Here is a 21131-nt window from a genome sequence, read left to right as displayed (position 1 = left end):
TGATCAAAGCGATAGAGCAGGGCATCCCGGCGGCACAAGCGGCGCTCAGCCTTTCCAGGTGAAGGGAAACTTCAGCTGCTTGAAAAAGCCATTGGGCACATAGTCACCGAGCACACCATAGTTGGTGGGCCAGAGCTTGTCGCTTTTGACGGCGGTGCCAAACAGGTAGTCCAGAAATGCAAAATGCGCGGCGTAGTTCTTGTCGAGCGCCTCGGCATCCTGGCTGTGGTGCCAGTGGTGGAAGTTGGGTGTAACGATGACATAGCGCAGCGGACCCAGGCGCACGCTGACGTTGGCGTGGTTGAAGACCGCCTGGAAGCCGACGATGATGATGTAGGCATCGATCACTTCCTTGCTGAATCCCAGCACGTAGATCGGAGCGAGCACCAGGGTTCGGGTGATCAGCAGCTCCAGAATGTGCTGGCGCGAGCCGGCCAGCCAGTCCATGCTCTTGACGCTGTGGTGCACCGCGTGGATGCGCCACAGCAACGGCACTTCATGGTAGGCGCGGTGCGTCCAGTACTGCACCAGATCGGCCACCAGGATGATCAGGAACAGCGCGACCCAGAAGTTCAGGTTGGCCACCCAGCCCCGGATGCCGTCATTGGCCGCCCAGCCAAAGAACTGGTGCACCATCAGGTTGGTGGCCAGCAGCACAAAGCCCACCACCATGTGGTTGACCAGAAAGTGGTGGAAATCGGTTTGCCATTCGGGGCGGAAGACGGGCTGGTCCTTGCGCAACGCAAACAGCTTCTCGATAAAGATGAAAATCAGCGCGCTGCCCAGCAGATCGAGGATGAACCAATCCAGACCGATATAGGGCGTATCGGTGGCGAAGCTGCCGACCGGCACCTTGTGGCCACCGAGCAGCGCCGACAGCAGCACCAGGCCAAAGGCGGATGCCGCCAGCCAGCGCACCCGGCCGAGCACCATCAGGGCCACGGACAGGCCGCCTGCGATCACCATGCTCCAAAACAGCAGCTGGCGCATGACATCGACGTTGTAGCTGCGGCGCAGCTCGGGCGTGGTCAGGTACTGCGGAAAATGAAAAGCCAGCACGCCCAAAAAGCACAGGGCGGCCAGGATCAGTGCAATGACGCCGGCCACCATGCCCTTACCAGCACGCAGGGCGCCATGGCTTTCAGACAGTTCGTTGAGTCGCTTAAACATAGCTGCTTATTGACCATTGGCACGCGCTGATTTCCCAACTCTTCAACGCATGGCGGGCGGTCTGTTGTCGTTGTTCCAGGGCGCCACTATGCCATGGCGCAGGTCCAGGGCATGCATAGGAGCGGAGGCACAAATGCAATAGTTTTGTTACATAAAGGGCGAGCCGGCGGCGCAATGCAACAGCCCCCATGGCAGCGGTAACCGCCTGGGGGCTGATGGAGAGAGGGGCTGCCGGTAAGCAGGCTCTGCCAGAAAGAGGCTTCGGTAAAAGTGTTTCGATGCAGAAAGTATGCGGGTTTGCATTGCAATAAATATTTTGTTTTTCTGTTATTAACCCATTAATATAGAAAAATATTCCATATTTAACACTCTGGCAGAAAATCATGCTTCTTGACACGCTAGACCGCAAAATTCTGCGCCAGCTGCAACACAACAGCCGCGCCAGCCTGCAGGAGATTGGCCAGGCGGTGGGACTGAGCGCGTCACCGTGCTGGGGCCGCATCAAGAAGATGGAAGAGGCCGGGGTCATCCAGGGCTATTCGGTGCGGCTGTCGCCGCAGGCGCTGGGGCTGGGCGATACGGTGCTGGTGATGGTCACGCTCGACAGCCACAGTGACAACACGCTGGAGAAATTTGGGGAGTTGCTGGCCACTATCCCGGAGGTGGTGGAGGCGCATCTGGTCTCTGGCGAGTACGATTACCTGCTGCGCGTTGTCGTCAAGGACACCCGCGACTATGAGCGCCTGCTGCGCGAGAAGCTCTACAAGATCAAAGGCATACGCCACAGCCAGTCGAGCTTTGTGCTGCGCACCCTCAAGCATGCGGATTTGCCGCTGGGTGTGTAGCAAGCCCCCGGCGCCCCATCCCCACAGGCATAAAAAAGCCAACTTCAAGAAGTTGGCTTTTTGCCGGGCGCGGAGCCTTGCGCTGGCGCGCAAGCGGGCAGCGCGGCAAGCGGCTGCCAGAGCCTGGGGCCTATTTCGTCAGGATCAGCTTGCCGAGCTTGGTGGTCTGCAGACGGTAGATGGCGCCGTTGTGAACGATGGACACCGCTTTGGCGCCTTGCAGCAGCGTACTGCTTTCCAGCGCGGCCGATGGCGTGGCATGGCCTTGGGACGCACTGGCACTCTTGCTGGCGGCGGCGAGCGGGGTGGCGGGTCGGGCGATGGTTTGCATGGCGGTGCTCACAGGGATAAAACTGAAGCAAATGATAACGATTCGTATTCGTGAAGTCCAGTGTTAATTTGAAATTTGCCGTGGTAAAAGGCAAAAAACCACGGCACAGAAGCACTGTGCCGTGGTTGCGCGCCCTGGTGTGTGCGGAGCCGGAGCCGCAGCGGGGCTCAGGTGGGCTGTACGCCGGCATCGGCGAGCAGCTTTTTCCAGATCGGCAGCTCCCGCTTCCAATCGGCCTGAAAGCGTGCGGGGCTGTCGTCGGTGAAGGGCACAAAGCCCGCCACCAACACCCGGGCATTCACCTCGCGGGTCAGCAGCGCCTTGCGTACCTCGGCACCCAGCTGCTCGACGACAGGGGCCGGAGTGCCACCAGTGGCCGCTATGCCGAGCCAGCCAGAGATCGTGAATGCATCTTCCCGGTGGCCCTGCTCGGCGAAGGTGGGCACGTCGGGCAGCGCGGGCACGCGGTTGGGCCCGGTAAAGCTGATCGCGCGCAGCTTGCCGCTGTCGATATGCTGCTTGAGTGAGAGGATGCTGCCAATACCCATCATCAACTGGCCACCGACGAGGTCCTGCACCATCGGCGCCTCGCCCTTGTAGGCGATGTGGCTCATGTCGGCCTGGGTCAGGTTGCTCAAACTGGCCAGCACCAGATGGCCCTGCGAGCCAATGCCATAACTGCCATACGAGAGCTTGCCTTTGTTGGCGCTGATATAGGCCATCAGCTCCTGCAGATTGCGCACCGGAATCTGGGCATTGGTCACCAGCACAATGGGTGCCCAGCAGATGCGCATGACGGGCACCAGGTCCTTTTGCGGATCATAGGAGAGCTTTTTGAACATGAACTGGTTCGACAGCATGGTGCTGGTCGTGCCCAGTGTGAGCGTATGGCCATCGGCCGCTGCCTTGGCGACCGCATCGCAGGCGAGCAAACCCGCCGCGCCTGGGCGGTTGTCCACGATGGCCGGCTGTCCCAGCTGCTGGCCGAGCCGGTCGCTGACGCTGCGCGCCAGCACATCGGTGGCACCCCCCGGCGCAAAGGGAACGACCACGCGCAGGGCCTTGGTCGGGAAGGCCGCCTTGTCGCTGGCCGCATGGGCGACGGAGGCCAGCGGCAGTCCGCTGGCAGCGGCGCTGGCGACGGCCAGGCGCAGCATGTGGCGCCGGCGCAAAGAGGCGGGAAATGTCGGGTTGCGGGACGTCTGCATCAATCGGTGTCTCCTCACTATGGATAGTTGGGGGAGGCGCTGGTGATGGTCGGTTTGCCCGCCGCTGCTTCGGCCAGTACAGGTCGCCACGGCGCTTGTCCTGCGGTCCAGTTTAGGCAGGGCCGGCAGCGTTGTCGCGTCGCTGAGGTGTCACTGCGGGTAAACCGGGAGCGGCGCCGGGCCGGCGTTCGGGCAGCAAAAAGGGCTCCTGCCGGAGCCCTTGGGGGGAGAGGAAGGGCGCTGTTTATTCGCCCACCTGGTCGGTGATGAAACCGATCTTCTTGAGGTTGCTGCGCTGGGCCGCAGCCATGGCCTGGGCCACCTTCTCGTACTTCACATCGCGCGCGCCGCGGATGTGCAGTTCCGGCTGGGGCTCCTTGCTGGCCTCGGTCTGCATGTTGGCTTCCAGCTCGGCGTCGGTCACGGCCTTGCCATTCCAGTTGTAGCTGCCGTCGGGCAGGATGGCCAGCTGGATGGTGTCCGGCTTGGCATCTTCGGGCGTGTTGACGGCGCGCGGCAGGTCGATGTTGACCGAGTGCTTCATCACCGGCACGGTGATGATGAAGATGATGAGCAGCACCAGCATGACGTCGACCAGCGGCGTCATGTTGATCTCATTCATGACCTCATCGGCATCGTCTTGCGTTCCAAAAGCCATGATCAGGCACCTTTCTTCAGCGGCGTGACGACGGCACCGGGCTTGCTGGCATCGACGTTCAGGCGCGTGCCGGTGACGAAGAAGGCATGCAGGTCATGGGCGAAACTGTTGAGGCGGTTGAGCACCGACTTGTTGCCACGCACCAGCGCGTTGTAACCCAGCACGGCGGGAATCGCAACGGCCAGGCCCAGTGCGGTCATGATCAGTGCCTCGCCGATGGGGCCGGCGACCTTGTCGATCGAAGACTGGCCCGACATGCCGATGGCGACCAGTGCATGGTAGATGCCCCAGACGGTGCCGAACAGACCGATGAAGGGAGCGGTGGAGCCCACCGATGCGAGCACGGCCAGACCCGACTGGGCGCGGGCCGTGAACTCATCGATGCCATTGCGCAGGCAGCGTGTGATCCAGTCGCTGACATCCAGCGAGTCATGCAGGTGCTCGGCAGTTTTGCGGTGGTGGGCGGTGGCTTCGCGGCCTTCAATAGCCAGCTGGCGGAACGGGTTGTCACCTTGCTCGCCAAGCTTGCTCAGGCCGGCGGCGAAGTCTGCGCTGTGCCAGAAATCCTGGGCATTGCGGGCGTACTTCTTGAAACGCATGATATCGAGCGCCTTGATGACGATCACGATCCAGGAGGCGAGAGACATGGCCACCAGAATGACTGCGACCGTCTTGGTCACGAAATCTCCCTGAGCCCAGACGTGGGCGATGCCGAATTGCGAGTCCATAACTGATCCTATTTCCGTACGATTTAATTGAGTTCCCACTTGATGGGCACGTTGACCCACATGGGCCGGGGAGTTCCGTTGGAGGTGCCTGCCTTGAAGCGCCATTTGCGCACCGTATCGAGCGCGGCCTGGTCAAGGCGGTCATACCCGCTGGACTGCTTGAGCTGCAGCTCCTGGGGCTTGCCTTCTTCATCAATGTAGGCGCGAACGATCGTTGTCCCCGTCTCGCCCATGCGGCGGCTGATGGCCGGGTACTGCGGGGCGGGATTGTTCAGGTAGGCGGCGTTGCTCGACGGCAGCTGTATCACCGGTGGAGGTGGGGGCGCTGGCGGTGCGGGCGGAGCCGGGGGAGGCGAGGGCGGAGCGGGCGGCGGCGCCTCAATGGGCGGTGCCGGTGGCTGGGCCTCCGTCGTGCCGGTCACTGCATTGGGCGCAGGCGTCGGATCCTTGATCGCCTGTGGCTTGGGTGCAGGTTTGGGCACGGGCTTGGGCGTGGGTTTTGGCGGTGGTGCCGGCGCCGGGGGCGGCGGCTTGGGTGTCGGAGGAGGCGGCGGCGCAACCACGGGCATGGGCTCGGGCGCAATCAGCTGCACCATGACCGGCTCGGGCTTGGGCATCTCGATGGCCGCACTCTTGAGCAGGCCCGCCTGCAAGGCCCAAAGACCTGCGACGTGCGCTGCCAGCACCGAACCCGTAACCACGATATTGCGCCCCAGTTTGTTGGCGGGGCTGTAAGGGTCTGGTGAAAGCATAAGGGCAATAAAAAATGCTGCAGCCTGGAGCCGCAGCACGGCATATCAATGCGTTGGTGGCTTATTTCCGAAAGACCCACCAGAGAGAGGCGGCAACCAGAATCAGGCTACCGAAGACAGCGGCGAAGAGTTCCATGCTTTGCTTTCCAGGATGGGGGTGGCAAGCTGGACCGGGTGCACTGCAGCTTCATTGCGCAGGGCTGCAACCGGACGCGACGCGCTGCACTGTTCGACCACATCGCGGGCACAACCTTCGCAGCAGCCGCATTGCAGTCCAACACCCAGTTCGAACTGGATCTCATCGAAAGACATCCCCGCATGCGCGTGGCGAGCGATCTCTTTGTCCGAGACTCTGCGGCATACACAAACGATCATGGTCAGATGAACAGCGTGGTGGCTGGCTAGTGAATAATTGAAGGGAATTATAAATAAGAATTTGTCGCATTCGCAATAATCTCCTGACCGCAATAGGGGTGCTGTGTGCGGCAGCCTGCTGATAGCCTATGGTTTTTTGCCCCATTGAACGAATTTATTGTTATAGATCAATGTTCTGAGGGCCGGGTGAAAACTGTTCATTCAGAAAGGTCTGGTGACAAATCGGCAGCAGCGCCGTTCGGTAACCTGGGTCTTGGGGCATGGCGCCGCCAGATGGTGAACTCCAGACGCGTGACGGAGCCGCGAATGCGATGGGCGGGGGCGGTGTTTGCCGCGCCGTGGTCTGCGCTGGCGGGCCAGTGCCGCTGGGGCCGATACCTGAGCGTCAGGGACGCTGCGATGGACTCCTGTGCGATGCCTGCGGACAGACGTAAAAAAACCAGCATGGGAGATGCTGGTTCTTCGTGCGGCGCCAGGAGCGGCGCTGCAAAATACCGGGCTGGCTTACTTGACGTGCTTGCCGATCAGACCCGCCATCTCGAACATCGACACCTGGGGCTTGCCGAACACTTTCTTGAGCTTGTCATCGGCGTTGATCATGCGCTTGTTGGCAGCGTCTTGCAGGTTGTGGGCCTTGATGTAGACCCACAGCTTGCTGATGATCTCGGTGCGTGGCAGCGGAGCGGTGCCCACCACAGCGCCCAGTTCGGCGCTAGGGGTCAGAGGCTTCATGAAAGCTGCGTTCGGGGTGCGCTTCTTTGCAGGCGCTGCGGTCTTGGATGCGGTTGCCATGTTTTGGTTTCCTTGTGTCAATATCTCTATGCCAGCCAGAGCTGTGCTCCGCTGGTTACAGCCATGCTAACGGCAAAAAATCGGCTTTCCAAGGGAGAGGCGCATTTTTTTGCCTCGAAATGTTGCTTGTTTTAGCTTTGCTAACCTTTGTTGATGGATCAAAGCTATCAGCAAGCAGCGTAGCGCGTTGATTCTTGTCAGTTTGGAGCTTGCGCCCCTCGACGCATGGTACTGCCTCGCGGAGCGGTGTCAATCCGCGTCGCGTTGCAAAACTGTCTGCCCTCTGCCACGCTGGGGCAGGGGCAAGGTCGCCAGGGCCAGACTGGAGACGGCAATCGCAAAGGCCAGCATCTGCAGGCCGTTGAGGGTTTCGCCCAGGAAGACCACGCCCACCAGCGCGGTAGACAGCGGCAGCATCACGGTGAACACGGCGCTTTGCGATGCGGGGACCACCTGAAGGCCCGTCATCCACAACCAGACGGTGACCATGCAGGCCGCCAGCGCGTAGCCCACCAGCAGCAGCCAGGTGGCCACCGGTACCTGCGCAAAGTCGAAATGCCAGGCCAGGTACAGCCCGAAAGGCAGGGTGAGCACAAAGCCCCACAGGTTGATCAGTGCCGCAATCCGCTTGGGACTCAGGCTGCTGGTCAGTTTTTTACCGATGACGGCATAGATCGCTTCGCACAGCACCGCGCCCACGAGCAGCAACTGGCCCAGCCCATGCCTGACGGGATCTGCCGATGCCGCCGCGCCGGGGTGCGCGCTGGCCTCCGGTTTGGCAAAAGCCAGCAGCACAATGCCCAGCACCGCCAGGCTGATCGCGATCATCACCCGCAGGCTGATGCGCTCCTTGAGCACCAGCCAACTCAGCAGCGCAATGGCTGCGGGGATCGTGGCCATCGTCACGCTGGCGGTGACGGCGCTGGTCAACGACACCCCCGTGATCATGCACAGCGTGAAGAGAAAGTTGCCAAAAAAGGACTCCAGAAACAGCAGGCCTTTGGCTCGCGCGGGCAACGGCGGCTCTGCTGCTGGCCGCCTGATCCACCCGAGCATAGCCACCCCGCCGATGCCAAAACGCAGCCAGGCCAGCAGCAAGACAGGAAAGGTGGCTGCCAGGGGTTTGGACAACGCCACATAGGCACCCACCAGCGACATGCTGAGTGCCAGATAGAAAAAAGCGAGGGGTTTGCTATGGATGCGCATGGGGAGCAAGGCGATGAAACGGTGAGCCGGTCACTCGGCCCCCTGCGCAAGAAAGCTGTCACATCCGCTTTGCACAATGGGCCTGCTGCATCATGCCGCAATTGGCCCCTGGTTGGCGCAGAGCGGGCCGACGCGGTGGCCATGCTCTCTGTGAAAATGAATTCTCATATTGTGAAATATGCGATTATTGCAGTGCATCAATATTTCTCAATATGAGAAATGTCTTTTCTTAATGCGGAATGTGTAAGAAATATTGTTGATTTTAAATAATAAAAAATTAGTCTTATATAAGACATAAGACAAAAAAATTCGCTGGCACGGGCGTACAGTTAAAGCCATGGACAGACGGTATCTGTCCACCGGTTTTCGATCCGTTAGTTCATCCAACTTGACCACAGGAGCTTCCCATGTCCCAGAAACTGAACCAGCAACTCAGCCGCGAACAGCAAATTGCCGCCCTTGAACTGGATTGGGCGCAAAACCCCCGCTGGAAGGGCGTCAAGCGCGGTTACTCGGCCGCTGATGTGGTGCGTCTGCGTGGCAGCGTGCAGCCGGAGTACACCCTGGCCCAGCGCGGTGCCCAGGTGCTGTGGGACAAGATCAATGGGGGGGCCAAGAAGGGCTATGTGAATGCCTTCGGCGCGATCACCGCCGGCCAGGCCATGCAGCAGGCCAAGGCGGGTCTGGAAGCGGTCTACCTGTCGGGCTGGCAGGTGGCTGCCGACGGCAACACGTCCGAGACCATGTATCCCGACCAATCGCTCTACGCCTACGACTCGGTGCCGACCATGGTGCGACGCATCAACAACACCTTCAAGCGCGCTGACGAAATCCAGTGGGCCAAGGGTGTGAATCCCGGCGACAAGGAATTCATCGACTACTTCCTGCCGATCGTGGCCGATGCAGAAGCGGGCTTTGGCGGCGTGCTCAATGCCTTCGAGCTGATGAAGAACATGATTGCCTCGGGCGCCGCCGGCGTGCACTTCGAGGACCAGCTCGCAGCCGTCAAGAAGTGCGGACACATGGGCGGCAAGGTGCTGGTGCCCACCCATGAAGCCTGCGAGAAGCTGATTGCCGCGCGTTTTGCAGCTGACGTGATGGGCGTGCCCACCATCGTGCTGGCCCGCACCGACGCCGAAGCGGCCAACCTGATCACCAGCGACCACGATGCCAATGACAAGCCCTTCCTGGTGGGCGAGCGCACGCAGGAAGGCTTCTACCGCGTCAAGAACGGTCTGGAGCAGGCGATTAGCCGTGGCGTGGCCTATGCCCCCTATGCCGATCTGGTGTGGTGCGAGACCGGCACGCCGGACCTGGGCTTTGCCCGTGAGTTCGCCCAGGCGGTGCATGCCGCAAGCCCCGGCAAGCTGCTGAGCTACAACTGCTCGCCGTCCTTCAACTGGAAGAAGAACCTTGACGATGCAACGATTGCCAAGTTCCAGGACGAGCTGGCAGCGCTGGGCTACAAGTACCAGTTCATCACCTTGGCCGGCATCCACAGCAACTGGTACAACACCTTCAAGTTTGCCCATGCCTATGCCCGTGGCGAAGGCATGAAGCACTATGTGGAGATGATCCAGGAGCCCGAATTCGCTGCCCGTGAGCAAGGCTACACCTTTGTGTCGCACCAGCAGGAAGTGGGCGCAGGCTACTTCGACGATGTGACCACGGTGATCCAGGGCGGCTCGTCCAGCGTCAAGGCGCTGACCGGCTCGACCGAAGAAGAGCAGTTCCACTGAGCTTCGACCTGGCGGCCTCTGCAGGCGCAACGGCCTGCAGGCGCAGCAGATGCAACGAGGCGGCTCCAACGGAGCCGCCTTTTCCTGGGCTTTTCATCAGGCGCAAGGCGCTGCGCCGCCGCGCTGCCAGATAATGCCTGCCTGCGCATTTGCCCAGCTCCCCGATTTCCGCCATGTCCCACCCCACCTCTGCCGACTCCAAGATCTCCATCATCCATTGGCCCGCCAAGACCCTGGTCAATCCCGTCATCGGCAAGCCCAGCCGCCCGATCAGCGGCACTACCGAATACCAGACGATGAACGTATTTGAGGGCCTGGGCGGCAGGGTGAGCTCGGGCACCTGGCAGTCCAGCGCCGGCCACTTCAGCTCCAATGTGCAGGGCTATATCGAGTTTTGCTTCATTGTCGAAGGCGACTGCCGCCTGGTCGACCCAGATGGCACCGTGCACCGCTTTGGCGTGGGCGACCATTTCATCATGCCCGAGGGCTGGACCGGCCACTGGGAGGTGGATCACTTTGTGAAGAAGGTCTACCTGGTGGCCGAGGCCTGAGCGCCGTTCTTCCCCCGCGCATTCAGACGATAAAAAAACCGCTGTGGCCTTGGCAGGCGCACAGCGGTTTTGCTGATGGGAAGTACTCCGCCGGGGGAATTACTTCTTGTCGTTGCCCAGCTGCGGCAGCGCGTGGCTGCCGCTGGCGGTCAGCAGGCCGGTCTGGGTGTAGATGGCCAGCTTGTCGCGGGTGTCCATCAGGTCCAGATTGCGCATGGTCAGCTGGCCAATGCGGTCGGCAGGGCTGAATGGCGCATCCTCGACCTTTTCCATCGACAGGCGCTCGGGCTTGTAGGTCAGGTTGGCGGATTCGGTGTTCAGCAGCGAGTAGTCATTGCCACGGCGCAGCTCCAGGGTCACCGTGCCGGTGATGGCGCGGGCTACCCAGCGCTGGGCGGTTTCGCGCAGCATGATGGCCTGTGGATCGAACCAGCGGCCCTGGTACAGCAGACGGCCCAGGCGCAGACCGTTGATGCGGTATTGCTCGATGGTGTCTTCGTTGTGGATGCCGGTCACCAGGCGCTCATAGGCGATGTGCAGCAGTGCCATGCCGGGGGCTTCGTAGATGCCGCGGCTCTTGGCTTCGATGATGCGGTTCTCGATCTGGTCGCTCATGCCCAGGCCGTGGCGGCCGCCGATGCGGTTGGCTTCCAGGAAGAAAGCCACAGGGTCTTCGATGCGCTGGCCGTTCAGGGCCACAGGGCGGCCTTCTTCGAAGGTGACGGAGACTTCCTCGGCCTTGACTTCGACTTCGGGCTTCCAGAACGCCACGCCCATGATGGGGTTGACGATGCGGATGCCGCTGTTCAAGAACTCCAGGTCCTTGGCTTCATGGGTGGCGCCCAGCATGTTGGAGTCGGTCGAGTAGGCCTTCTCCGCGCTCATCTTGTAGCCAAAACCTTCCTTGGTCATGAAGGCCGACATCTCGGCGCGACCGCCCAGCTCGTCGATGAAGGTCTGGTCCAGCCAGGGCTTGTAGATCTTCAGCGCGGGGTTGGTGAGCAGGCCGTAGCGGTAGAAACGCTCGATGTCATTGCCCTTGAAGGTCGAGCCATCGCCCCAGATGTTGACGTCGTCTTCCTTCATCGCGGCCACCAGCATGGTGCCGGTCACGGCACGGCCCAGCGGCGTAGTATTGAAGTAGGTGATGCCACCGGTGGAGATGTGGAAGGCGCCGGCCTGGATGGCGGCGATACCTTCGTTGGCCAGCTGACTGCGGCAGTCGATCAGGCGGGCCTTCTCGGCACCGTATTCCATGGCCTTGCGCGGGATTTCGTCGTAATCGGACTCATCGGGCTGGCCCAGGTTGGCCGTGTAGGCATAGGGCAGGGCGCCCTTGTTCTTCATCCAGCGCAGCGCTGCGCTGGTGTCGAGGCCGCCGGAAAAGGCGATGCCGACCTTCTGGCCGACGGGAACATGTTGCAGGATGGTTTCCATGGTGTGGCTTTTCTCTAAAAACAGGCGCTGCTGCGGTGCTGTCCGGGTATGGGCTGGTTCAGCGGTCAGCCCGGCCAGCGCCGTGCAGTGGGAGGCATGCGCTCGGTAGCACGGCGCCGGCCCCCAAAAATCAGGCGTAGTGGCAGATGTAGTGGTAGGCCTCGGCCACGCGGATGTCGAACTTGCTGTTGGCCGGAACGCTGAACTTCTCGCCAGGGCCGGATTTTTGCCATGCGTCGCTGCCGTCGAGCTTGTACTCGCAGGCGCCGGCCACACACTCCATGATCTCGGCGGCGGCCGTGCCAAAGGTCAAGGTGGCTGCAAGCACCACACCGACCGATTGCTTGGTGCCATCGGCCAGCTGGTAGCTGTGGCTGACGCACTTGCCATCAAAATAAACATTGGCCTTGGTGGTGAGGCGTACGCCGTCAATGCTCTCAGTGATCATGGAGGACAACAGGTAAAAGGAGGAAAACCGCCATTGTAGGCGAGGCCTTTGCCCGTCTCTGGAACATGGTGGGGCAGTTGAGCGGCATGGCAGGCATAAAAAAGCAGCAGGGCGTCTGCACTGCTGCTGGTAGTGGGTGGTGAGTTCGGGCCGGGGGGCCGGGTGGCAGCTGCGCTGCAGCGCGCCCGCTCAGCGCCAGTGGCCGCGATGGCCGCCCCAGTAGCCGCCCACGCCAATCTGCACCGAGGGCTGCAGCAGGACGGGGGGTGGCGCGTAGTAGACAGGCGCCGGTGCCACATAGACAGGAGGCGGCGCCACATACACCGGCTGCTGGTAGACCGGCTGGCTGCTGACGACGACGCCGCGCTCCGGTGCCGCATAGCCATAGTCCTGGGGCGGCGGGTTGTCGTAGGCTGCTGCGGCCGGCTGCACGCTCAGCGGCAGCCATTCGCCAGGCGCCGTGTCCGTGCGGGTGCTGTAGCGGCGGCCTGCGTATTCATACTCCACGTTGTAGCCATCGGGCTGGTTTTGCGTGGTGTACTGGTTGGCGCATTGACGTACCGTTTGGTAGCTGGGGGTGCCGCCTTCGAGCTGGTTGCCAATGGCCGAGCCGGCGATCACGCCCGCGCCGGTGGCCGCAGCGCGGCCAAAGCCATGGCCAATGCCATTGCCCAGCAGGCCGCCAACGACGGCGCCGGTGATGGCGCCAACGCCGGAGGTGCGTTGGCCCGCATACACCTGCTGGTCATTGCAGACGGTTTGCGGCGTATTGACCTGGCGGTAGGCTGGCGTGACCGACAGCACGCGGCCATAAGGCTGCTCGCCCGCAGGCAGCGGTGGCTGAGCGCCAGGCGCTTGCTGGGGCAAGAAGGGATCAGGCGAAGGCGCGTAATTTTGGGCCCAGACCGACGGGCTGGCTGCCGCCATGGTGGACAGGGCAGCCAGCACAAGCAGGCGGGCCGAGAGCAGATGTGGCATGAATGCCTCCAAAAAAGCAATAAGTAGCTGGGTGCTCAACGCGCGAGTGCCAGGACTCGGCGACACGCTTTACACCACATGCACAAATATCTAAGACTGCGCCGCAGGCATTTAGTTCAGCATGCGCAGATGCTGCCCCTGCTGTGTATCTGCGCCATGTCGCAGCGTAAAGCGCCCGTCAACGCGGCCACAGTCCCCATCTGCATCCGCTACGCGATCTTGCTGCTCCAGACCGCCTCATCAAAGCCCACGGTGACGGAGCCATCGCCCCATTCCACCACGGGGCGCTTGATGACGCTGGGATTGGCAATCATCAGCGCACTGGCGCTTTCGGCATCTGCCACGGTCTGCTGCACCGCAGGTTCCAGCTTGCGCCAGGTGGTGCCTTGGCGGTTGACCAATTTTTCCCAGCTGGCCTTCGCGATCCAGTCGGGCAAATGGCTGGCCGGTACGCCGGCTTTCTTGAAATCGTGGAACTGGTAAGCAACGCCGTGCGCATCGAGCCAGGTGCGGGCTTTTTTGACGGTGCTGCAGTTGGGAATGCCGTAGACGGCGATGGTGTGGTTACTCATGGGCAACAATGATGACACAGCCGCAATTACGCGACAATCTGGTCCCATGCAAACCCGTTTCGATACCTTGGACCAGTGGCTGAGCCACTGCGAGCAGATTCATCCTAAAACCATTGACATGGGGCTGACCCGCGTCAAGGCGGTGGCCGAGCGCCTGGCGCTGCGCTTTGCCTGCCCGGTGATCACGGTGGCGGGCACCAACGGCAAGGGGTCGACCTGCGCCATGCTGGAAGCGGTGGCGCTGGAGGCCGGCTACCGCCCTGGCGTGTTCACCTCGCCGCACCTGGTGCATTTCGAAGAGCGCTGCCGTGTGCATGGCGAGATTGTCTCCGCGGCCGATCTGCTGCCGCATTTCGAGGCGGTCGAAGCGGTCCGCCTGCAGGCGCCCGAGATCTCGCTGAGCTATTTCGAGTTCACCACCTTGGCGATCCTGCGCCTGCTGAGCCAGGCCAGGCTGGATGTGGCGATTCTGGAGGTCGGCCTGGGCGGCCGGCTCGACGCCACCAATATGATCGACACGGACTGCGCGATCATCACCAGCATCGATCTGGACCATATGGACCTGCTGGGCCCTGACCGCGAATCGATTGGCCGCGAAAAAGCCGGCATCATGCGCCCGGGCAAACCGGCCATCGTCAGCGACCCGGTGCCGCCGCAAAGCGTGATCGACTATGCGCAAAGCATTGGCGCAGACCTGTGGCGCTTTGGCCGCGATTTCAACTATGAAGGCGACAAGCAGCAGTGGAGCTGGGCAGGGCGGGGCCGCCGCTATGCAGGCATGGCCTACCCGGCGCTGCGCGGGGCCAACCAGCTGGTCAATGCCTCCGGCGTGTTGGCCGCCTATGAGGCGCTGCGCCAGGTGCTGCCGGTCACCGCACAGGCCGTGCGCAATGGCCTGGCGATGGTCGAGCTGCCAGGCCGCTTCCAGATCGTGCCCGGCCAGCCGGCCCTGGTGCTGGATGTGGCGCACAATCCGCATGCGATCGCTGCGCTGACCGCCAACCTCGATGCGATGGGCTACTTCCCCACCACCCATGCCGTCTTTGGCGCGATGCATGACAAGGACCTGACGCCGATGCTGCGCAAGGTTGGCCCCCTGGTGGACCGCTGGTATTTCTGCGACCTGCCCACCGACCGCGCCGAGAAGGCGGTGGATCTGCAGTCCAAATGGAATGCGGTGCACCTGCTGTCGGACCAGCGCCGCGAAGTGGCTACAGCTTGTTACCCTGACCCGATGGCCGCATTCCAGGCGGCTGTCGAAGCGGCGGGGCCCGCTGATAGAATCGTCGTTTTCGGCTCGTTCTACACGGTAGGCGGGGTGTTGAAGGATGGGGTGCCACGGCTCGATGCCAAGCACCTGAACTGATGGCGGCCCCAGGTGGGGCGCTCCGCAGCCGCATTTTTCAAGCTCGACCTCCAATCGTCCATGGCAATTTTCAATCTTCGATGGCCCGGTAAAAAGCAACAGGAAGCGGAGAGCCCGCGCGTCATTCGTGCGCCGCGCAGCAATCCTGCCGAAAGCGTGGAGGCCATGCGGCGCCGCGCGCGCCATCGCCTGATCGGTGCCACGGTGCTGGTGCTGGCGGCCATCATCGGTTTTCCGATGCTGTTTGACACGCAGCCACGCCCTGTGCCGGTCAATGCCTCGATTGAGATTCCGGACCGCGAGCGTGTCGCTGCGCTGGCTGTGCCGCCCGCGTCGAACGCTGCAGCGCCGCATGGCAGCCATTCGGGCAATGACAATGGCCTGGATGCGGGCGAGGAAATCGTTGGTGCGAGAAGCAATGCGGCCAGCCAGGCCGCCACGGCTCCGGCAGCAGCGGGCGCTACTGCCGCTGCGGCAGCAGCAGCTGCCACCGCTGCTGCCAGCAAGCCCGCTGACAAGCCTGCGGCGGCTGCCAAACCCGAGCCAGCAGCGAAGCCAGAGCCTGCAGCCAAACCAGAACCCAAGCCAGAGCCCAAGCCGGCTCCCAAGCCCGAGCCCAAACCTGAGGCCAAGCCCAAGGAAGAGCCCAAGCCCAAGCCGGCAGAACCCGCCAAGCCCAAGCGCGATGACGAGGCCGACCGGGTGCGTGCGATGATGGAGGGCCGAACCGCCAGCGCGCCTGCAGCAGCACCAGCGGCTGCGCCCGCAGCCAAGCCGGCAGCAGCCACCAGCCGCTACGCGATCCAGGTGGGCGCGTTTGCCGAAGAGAGCAAGGCTGCCGAGGTGCGTGCCAAGCTGCAGATGGCCGGCGTGCCCGCGTTTACCCAGTCGGTGAAGACGGCATCGGGCACCCGCATCCGTGTGCGCGTGGGTCCTTTCAACAGCAAGGAAGAGGCCGACAGTGCCGCAGCCAAGGTGCGTGCCCAGGGCCTGCCAGCTGCGCTGCTGCCGCTGTAAGGCTGGCGCTGCTGGCCTCTGCGTTCCGTTGTGACACTTTTCTACCGCGCCTGGCCATCGCCCAGCACCCTTTGCCGGGTGCCGGCCTTGGCCGCCGCGCCCGGGTCCTTTTGGACGGAGCATTGACATGTCGGCACTGGACTGGGTGTTTGTCTTGATTCTGGTGGGATCGGTGCTGATCGGTGCGTTGCGCGGTCTGGTGTTCGAGGTGCTGTCGCTGATCAGCTGGGTGCTGGCATTTTTTGCCGCACGGCTGTGGGGCGCACAGGTCGGCATGTGGTTGCCGATGCAGGAGATGGACGAGGGCGTGCGCATAGCTGCAGGCCTTGTGATCGTCTTTGTTGCCGCCATCTTCAGCTTGGGTCTGGTGATCCGCATCATCGGCAAGCTGGTTCAGATAGTGGGTTTGCGGCCCTTTGACCGCACGCTGGGCGCGCTTTTCGGTGCCTTGCGTGGGGTGTTACTACTTGTGTTGATCGCTCTGGTTTTCATGCTGACATCGATGCGGGAATCGCAAATCTGGAACACTTCAGTCTTCGCACCGCATCTGGTGTCGGCAGTGTCAGTGTTGCGGCCATGGATGCCGCAGGAAATGGGAAGACATTGGTCTTCACTGGTGGACCAGCTCACCGAGGCTGGTGCACGCATCGCGGCTGAGCCGCGTTAACGTTTTTGGAACGCTCAATATGTGTGGAATCGTCGGAGTCGTCAGTAGCACGCCGGTCAATCAATTGATCTATGACGCGCTGTTGCTGCTGCAACACCGTGGACAGGATGCAGCAGGCATTGCAACCCAGCAGGGGCGCAAGTTCTTCATGCACAAGGCCAAAGGCATGGTCAAGGATGTGTTCCGTACCCGCAATATGCGGGCATTGCCGGGCAATGTCGGCCTGGGCCAGGTGCGCTACCCCACCGCAGGCAATGCCTACAGCGAAGAGGAAGCCCAGCCTTTCTACGTCAATGCACCGTTTGGCATCGTGCTGGTGCACAACGGCAATCTGACCAATGCCGTGCAGCTGCGCAAGGAGCTGTTCTCCACCGACCACCGCCACACCAATACCGAGAGCGATTCGGAAGTGTTGCTCAACGTGTTCGCCCATGAGCTCGAGCGCGCCACGCATGGCATCCCGCTGCAAAAGCAGGATGTGTTCAACGCCATCCGTGCGGTGCACAAGCGTGTGCAGGGCTCCTATGCCGTGATCGCACTGATTGCCGGTCACGGCGTGGTGGCTTTCCGCGATCCGAATGGCATCCGCCCGCTGTGCATTGGCCGTGGCGCCGATGGCACGGTCATGGTGGCCAGCGAATCGGTGGCGCTGGAAGGCACGATGCAGCAGCTCGACCGTGATATTGCGCCGGGCGAAGCCGTGTTCATCGGCGACGATGGCTCGCTGACTTTTGAGCAGTGCGCCGAAAACCCCAGCCTGCACCCCTGCATCTTCGAGTTTGTCTACCTGGCCCGCCCGGATTCGGTGCTCGATGGCATGTCGGTCTACCAGGCACGTCTGAACCTGGGTGAGACGCTGGCCAAGCGCGTGATCTCGATGGTGCCGCCCAACGAAATCGATGCGGTGATCCCGATCCCTGAATCGAGCCGCCCCAGCGCCATGCAGCTGGCCCAGCTGCTGGGCAAGCCCTACCGCGAAGGCTTCGTCAAGAACCGCTATGTGGGCCGTACCTTCATCATGCCGGGCCAGGGTGCGCGCAAGAAATCGGTGCGCCAGAAGCTCAATGCCATCGGCAGCGAGTTCCAGGGGCGCAATGTGCTGCTGGTCGATGACTCCATCGTGCGTGGTACGACCTCCAAGGAAATCGTGCAGATGGCGCGCGACGCCGGTGCCAACAAGGTCTATCTGGCCAGCGCTGCGCCACCGGTGCGTTTCCCGAACGTCTACGGCATCGACATGCCTACCGCCAAGGAGCTGGTGGCCCATGACCGCAGCCTCGAAGAGATCCGCCAGTACATCGGCTGCGATGCGCTGATCTACCAGGACGTCGATGGCATGAAGAACGCCGTGGGCAAGCTCAATACCGGCGTGCATGGCTTCGAGGCTTCGTGTTTCGATGGCATCTATGTGACCGGCATCACGCCTGAAGGCATCTCGCAGGTCAATGAAGGCCGTGTCACCACCGAAGAGGACGATCTCGATACCTCGCGTCTGTCGCTGCGCAATGCCGATGTGACCGATGCGGCTTGATGGCGGTCTGCGCACTGCTAGGGAAGAAGAATGACTGAAAAGAAATTGCCGCCAGGCCTGCACCCCGATACCTTGGCGGTCCGTGAGGCGATCGAGCGCAGCCAGTGGGGCGAACACAGTGAAGCCCTGTACCTGGCCAGCAGCTTTGTGCAACCCAATGCCGAGACGGCCGCGCGCCGCTTTGCCGCGCTCGAAGAAGGCTACACCTACACCCGCACCGGCAACCCGACGGTGACCAGCTTTGAGCGCCGCCTGGCGGCGATGGAAGGTACCGAGTGTGCGATCGCCACCTCGACCGGCATGTCCGCCATCTTGCTGGTGGCCCTGACCGTGCTGAAGACGGGCGACCATGTGATCTGCTCGCAGTCCATGTTCGGATCGACGATCAAGCTGCTGGGTACCGAGATGGCCCGCTTTGGCGTGGAGACCAGCTTTGTGCCGCAAACCGATGTGCAGGCCTGGAAGGCGGCGATCCGGCCCAATACGCGCATGCTGTTTGCCGAGACGCCGACCAACCCGCTGACCGACCTGTGCGACATCGCCGCGCTGGCCGAGATCGCCCATGCGCATGGCGCATTGCTCGCGGTGGACAACAGCTTTGCCACGCCCGTGCTGCAGCAACCGGCCAAGCTGGGCGCTGATCTGGTGGTGCATTCGGGCACCAAGTTCCTCGATGGCCAGGGCCGCGTGATGGCAGGCGCCGTCTGCGGCACTGTCGCGCTGGTCGACAAGGTCATGGGCACCTTCCTGCGCAGCGGGGGACTGAACCTTTCTCCGTTCAACGCCTGGGTGGTGATGAAGGGGCTGGAGACCCTGGCCCTGCGGGTGAGGGCGGAAAGCGCCGCAGCGCTGGAGCTGGCACGCTGGCTGGAGTCGCATCCCAAGGTCGCCCGGGTGTACTACCCTGGCTTGGAAAGCCACCCGCAGCATGCGCTGGCGATGCGCCAGCAAAACGGCATGGGCGGGGCGGTACTGGCCTTTGATGTGGTGGGTGAGGGTGCGGAGCAGCTGCGCGCCCAAGCCTTCCATGTGATCGACAGCACCTTGCTGTGCTCGATCACGGCCAACCTGGGTGATGTGAAGACCACGATCACCCATCCGGCCAGCACCTCGCATGGCCGCCTCACTGAAGAGCAGCGCCAGTCCGCAGGCGTGGGCCAGGGCCTGATCCGCATTTCCGTTGGCCTGGAACACCTGGATGATTTGAAAGCCGACCTGTTGCGCGGCCTGGATACCCTGACATGAGCACCAAAGTACGTACCCGTTTTGCCCCATCGCCGACAGGCTTTATCCATCTGGGCAACATCCGCTCGGCCCTCTACCCCTGGGCCTTCGCACGCGCCAACCAGGGTGATTTCATCCTGCGCATCGAAGACACCGACCTGGAGCGTTCCAACCAGGCCTCCGTCGATGTGATTCTGGAAGGCATGGCCTGGCTGCAGCTGGACCCCAACGAGGGCCCGTTCTACCAGATGCAGCGCATGGACCGCTACAAGGAAGTGCTGGCCACCCTGCAAGAGAAGGGCGCCGTCTACCCTTGCTACATGAGCATGGAAGAGCTGGACGCGCTGCGTGAAAAGCAGATGGCCAACAAGGAAAAGCCCCGCTATGACGGCACCTGGCGCCCCGAAGAGGGCAAGGTGCTGCCGCCGGTACCCGAAGGCGTCAAGCCCGTGCTGCGCTTCAAGACGCCGCTGACTGGCGTGGTCGCCTGGGAAGACAAGTGCAAGGGCCGCATCGAGTTCCAGAACTCGGAGCTGGATGACCTGGTCATCGCCCGTCCCGATGGCACGCCGACCTATAACTTCTGCGTCTGCGTCGATGACATGGACATGGCCATCACCCACGTGATCCGGGGTGACGACCATGTCAACAACACGCCCCGCCAGATCCACATCTTCGAAGCGCTGGGCGCCGATGTGCCGGTGTTTGCCCACCTGCCCACCGTGCTCAATGAGCAAGGCGAGAAGATGAGCAAGCGCAATGGCGCCAAGGCCGTCACCCAGTACCGCGACGAAGGCTACCTGGCCGATGCCATGGTGAACTACCTGGCACGCCTGGGCTGGAGCCACGGCGATGACGAAATCTTCTCGCGCCAGCAGTTCCTGGAATGGTTCAACCTCGACCACCTGGGCCGCAGCGCGGGCCAGTTCGACGAGGCCAAGCTGCGCTGGGTCAATGCCCAGCACATGAAGCTGACGCCCGATGACGAACTGGCAGCCATGCTGACCCCGTTCCTGAAGAACCTGGGCCTGGACAGCATCACCGTCGGTGATGGCCGCCTGCCACGCATCTGTGCATTGTTCAAAGACCGCTGCGACACCCTGGTAGACCTGGCGCAATGGGCCCAAGTGTTCTACAAGGACGTGCAGCCCAGTGCGGAAGACCTGGCTGCCCATGTAACGCCCGAGATCATTCCGGTGATCGACGAGCTGCTGCAGGTGCTGCAAGCAGGTGATTGGAGCAAGGAAGCGATCAGCGCCGGCTTCAAGCAAGTGCTCAAGACACACGGCATGAAGATGCCCCAACTGGCGATGCCGGTGCGTGTTTTGGCGGTGGGTACCGCCCATACGCCGTCGGTGGACGCAGTGCTTGCATTACTCGGTCGTGAAAAAATTATCGAAAGACTGCAAAAGCGCTGAAATACGCCCTATAATTCGAGTCTTCGGTGAGCAGCAACAAGTAATTGTAAAACTTGCCGATACGGGGGTATAGCTCAGCTGGGAGAGCGCTTGCATGGCATGCAAGAGGTCATCGGTT

The 21131-nt window shown here is 62.1% G+C and carries 22 protein-coding genes; 9 read left to right on the top strand and 13 right to left on the bottom strand.

What is annotated here, in order from left to right:
• Positions 1 to 45 precede the first annotated feature (45 nt).
• Positions 46 to 1170: a sterol desaturase family protein gene (locus ACCQ08_RS18000; RefSeq protein ID WP_239811664.1), complete on the bottom strand. Its 1125-nt coding sequence runs from the start codon at positions 1168 to 1170 to the stop codon at positions 46 to 48.
• 383 nt (positions 1171 to 1553) lie between these two features.
• Between ACCQ08_RS18000 and ACCQ08_RS17995 the strand changes: the two genes are divergently transcribed.
• Complete coding sequence (locus tag ACCQ08_RS17995) at positions 1554 to 2015, top strand: Lrp/AsnC family transcriptional regulator (protein ID WP_043341700.1); 462 nt, start codon at positions 1554 to 1556, stop codon at positions 2013 to 2015.
• Between the two features lie 130 nt (positions 2016 to 2145).
• On the opposite strand, the gene hemP is transcribed toward ACCQ08_RS17995, so the two are convergent.
• The 8 genes from hemP to ACCQ08_RS17955 all read right to left on the bottom strand — a co-directional run bounded on the left by hemP (position 2146) and on the right by ACCQ08_RS17955 (position 8065).
• Positions 2146 to 2346, bottom strand: coding sequence for a hemin uptake protein HemP (hemP, locus tag ACCQ08_RS17990; protein ID WP_239811665.1), 201 nt, complete (start codon positions 2344 to 2346; stop codon positions 2146 to 2148).
• A gap of 167 nt (positions 2347 to 2513) precedes the next feature.
• Positions 2514 to 3554, bottom strand: coding sequence for a tripartite tricarboxylate transporter substrate binding protein (locus ACCQ08_RS17985; protein ID WP_312409387.1), 1041 nt, complete (start codon positions 3552 to 3554; stop codon positions 2514 to 2516).
• Positions 3555 to 3798: 244 nt separating this feature from the next.
• On the bottom strand, positions 3799 to 4212 hold the full coding sequence (locus tag ACCQ08_RS17980; protein WP_239811667.1) for a biopolymer transporter ExbD: 414 nt from the start codon (positions 4210 to 4212) through the stop codon (positions 3799 to 3801).
• Between the two features lie 2 nt (positions 4213 to 4214).
• Positions 4215 to 4940 (bottom strand): MotA/TolQ/ExbB proton channel family protein, encoded by a 726-nt coding sequence (locus ACCQ08_RS17975; RefSeq protein ID WP_239811668.1) that lies wholly within the window; start codon positions 4938 to 4940, stop codon positions 4215 to 4217.
• A gap of 23 nt (positions 4941 to 4963) precedes the next feature.
• A complete protein-coding gene (locus ACCQ08_RS17970; protein WP_239811669.1) occupies positions 4964 to 5692 on the bottom strand; it encodes an energy transducer TonB in 729 nt (242 codons plus the stop codon).
• 102 nt (positions 5693 to 5794) lie between these two features.
• Entirely contained in the window at positions 5795 to 6067 is a 273-nt protein-coding gene (locus ACCQ08_RS17965; RefSeq protein ID WP_239811670.1) for a bacterioferritin-associated ferredoxin, read from the bottom strand.
• 504 nt (positions 6068 to 6571) lie between these two features.
• Positions 6572 to 6859, bottom strand: coding sequence for an SWIB/MDM2 domain-containing protein (locus tag ACCQ08_RS17960; RefSeq protein ID WP_133855525.1), 288 nt, complete (start codon positions 6857 to 6859; stop codon positions 6572 to 6574).
• 249 nt (positions 6860 to 7108) lie between these two features.
• Positions 7109 to 8065, bottom strand: coding sequence for a DMT family transporter (locus ACCQ08_RS17955; RefSeq protein ID WP_373450566.1), 957 nt, complete (start codon positions 8063 to 8065; stop codon positions 7109 to 7111).
• Positions 8066 to 8472: 407 nt separating this feature from the next.
• Here ACCQ08_RS17955 and aceA point away from each other — a divergent pair, with 407 nt between their 5' ends.
• The gene (gene aceA, locus ACCQ08_RS17950) at positions 8473 to 9804 is read left to right on the top strand and encodes an isocitrate lyase (RefSeq protein ID WP_116924135.1); all 1332 of its coding nucleotides are present in this window, start codon (positions 8473 to 8475) and stop codon (positions 9802 to 9804) included.
• Positions 9805 to 9977: 173 nt separating this feature from the next.
• Positions 9978 to 10355 (top strand): cupin domain-containing protein, encoded by a 378-nt coding sequence (locus ACCQ08_RS17945; RefSeq protein WP_373450565.1) that lies wholly within the window; start codon positions 9978 to 9980, stop codon positions 10353 to 10355.
• A gap of 99 nt (positions 10356 to 10454) precedes the next feature.
• On the opposite strand, the gene argG is transcribed toward ACCQ08_RS17945, so the two are convergent.
• The 4 genes from argG to ACCQ08_RS17925 all read right to left on the bottom strand — a co-directional run bounded on the left by argG (position 10455) and on the right by ACCQ08_RS17925 (position 13790).
• On the bottom strand, positions 10455 to 11792 hold the full coding sequence (gene argG, locus ACCQ08_RS17940; protein ID WP_239811673.1) for an argininosuccinate synthase: 1338 nt from the start codon (positions 11790 to 11792) through the stop codon (positions 10455 to 10457).
• Between the two features lie 130 nt (positions 11793 to 11922).
• Positions 11923 to 12240 (bottom strand): pyrimidine/purine nucleoside phosphorylase, encoded by a 318-nt coding sequence (locus ACCQ08_RS17935; RefSeq protein WP_230776163.1) that lies wholly within the window; start codon positions 12238 to 12240, stop codon positions 11923 to 11925.
• Positions 12241 to 12429: 189 nt separating this feature from the next.
• The gene (locus tag ACCQ08_RS17930) at positions 12430 to 13218 is read right to left on the bottom strand and encodes a glycine zipper 2TM domain-containing protein (protein WP_312462685.1); all 789 of its coding nucleotides are present in this window, start codon (positions 13216 to 13218) and stop codon (positions 12430 to 12432) included.
• 209 nt (positions 13219 to 13427) lie between these two features.
• Positions 13428 to 13790 carry an ArsC family reductase gene (locus ACCQ08_RS17925; protein WP_373450564.1) on the bottom strand — a complete coding sequence of 121 codons (363 nt, stop codon included), beginning with the start codon at positions 13788 to 13790 and terminating at the stop codon, positions 13428 to 13430.
• A 46-nt stretch (positions 13791 to 13836) separates the two neighbouring features.
• Here ACCQ08_RS17925 and folC point away from each other — a divergent pair, with 46 nt between their 5' ends.
• The 6 genes from folC (at position 13837) to gltX (ending at position 21013) form a co-directional block, all read left to right on the top strand.
• Positions 13837 to 15156: a bifunctional tetrahydrofolate synthase/dihydrofolate synthase gene (gene folC / locus ACCQ08_RS17920; protein WP_369458636.1), complete on the top strand. Its 1320-nt coding sequence runs from the start codon at positions 13837 to 13839 to the stop codon at positions 15154 to 15156.
• Between the two features lie 60 nt (positions 15157 to 15216).
• The gene (locus ACCQ08_RS17915) at positions 15217 to 16173 is read left to right on the top strand and encodes an SPOR domain-containing protein (RefSeq protein ID WP_373450563.1); all 957 of its coding nucleotides are present in this window, start codon (positions 15217 to 15219) and stop codon (positions 16171 to 16173) included.
• A gap of 127 nt (positions 16174 to 16300) precedes the next feature.
• Positions 16301 to 16840 carry a CvpA family protein gene (locus ACCQ08_RS17910; RefSeq protein ID WP_239811679.1) on the top strand — a complete coding sequence of 180 codons (540 nt, stop codon included), beginning with the start codon at positions 16301 to 16303 and terminating at the stop codon, positions 16838 to 16840.
• Between the two features lie 19 nt (positions 16841 to 16859).
• Entirely contained in the window at positions 16860 to 18371 is a 1512-nt protein-coding gene (purF, locus tag ACCQ08_RS17905) for an amidophosphoribosyltransferase (protein ID WP_239811680.1), read from the top strand.
• A 30-nt stretch (positions 18372 to 18401) separates the two neighbouring features.
• Positions 18402 to 19616, top strand: a complete 1215-nt coding sequence (locus ACCQ08_RS17900; protein ID WP_312408822.1) for an O-succinylhomoserine sulfhydrylase — start codon at positions 18402 to 18404, stop codon at positions 19614 to 19616.
• Positions 19613 to 21013 (top strand): glutamate--tRNA ligase, encoded by a 1401-nt coding sequence (gene gltX / locus ACCQ08_RS17895; RefSeq protein ID WP_312524796.1) that lies wholly within the window; start codon positions 19613 to 19615, stop codon positions 21011 to 21013. The genes ACCQ08_RS17900 and gltX overlap by 4 nt, the downstream gene beginning before the upstream one ends.
• Positions 21014 to 21131 lie beyond the last annotated feature (118 nt).

The organism is Comamonas sp. SY3, from assembly GCF_041730275.1.
Taxonomy (GTDB): domain Bacteria; phylum Pseudomonadota; class Gammaproteobacteria; order Burkholderiales; family Burkholderiaceae_C; genus Comamonas; species Comamonas sediminis.
Note: the sequence above shows the minus strand (reverse complement) of the source record. Positions and strands in the feature narration are given on the sequence as shown.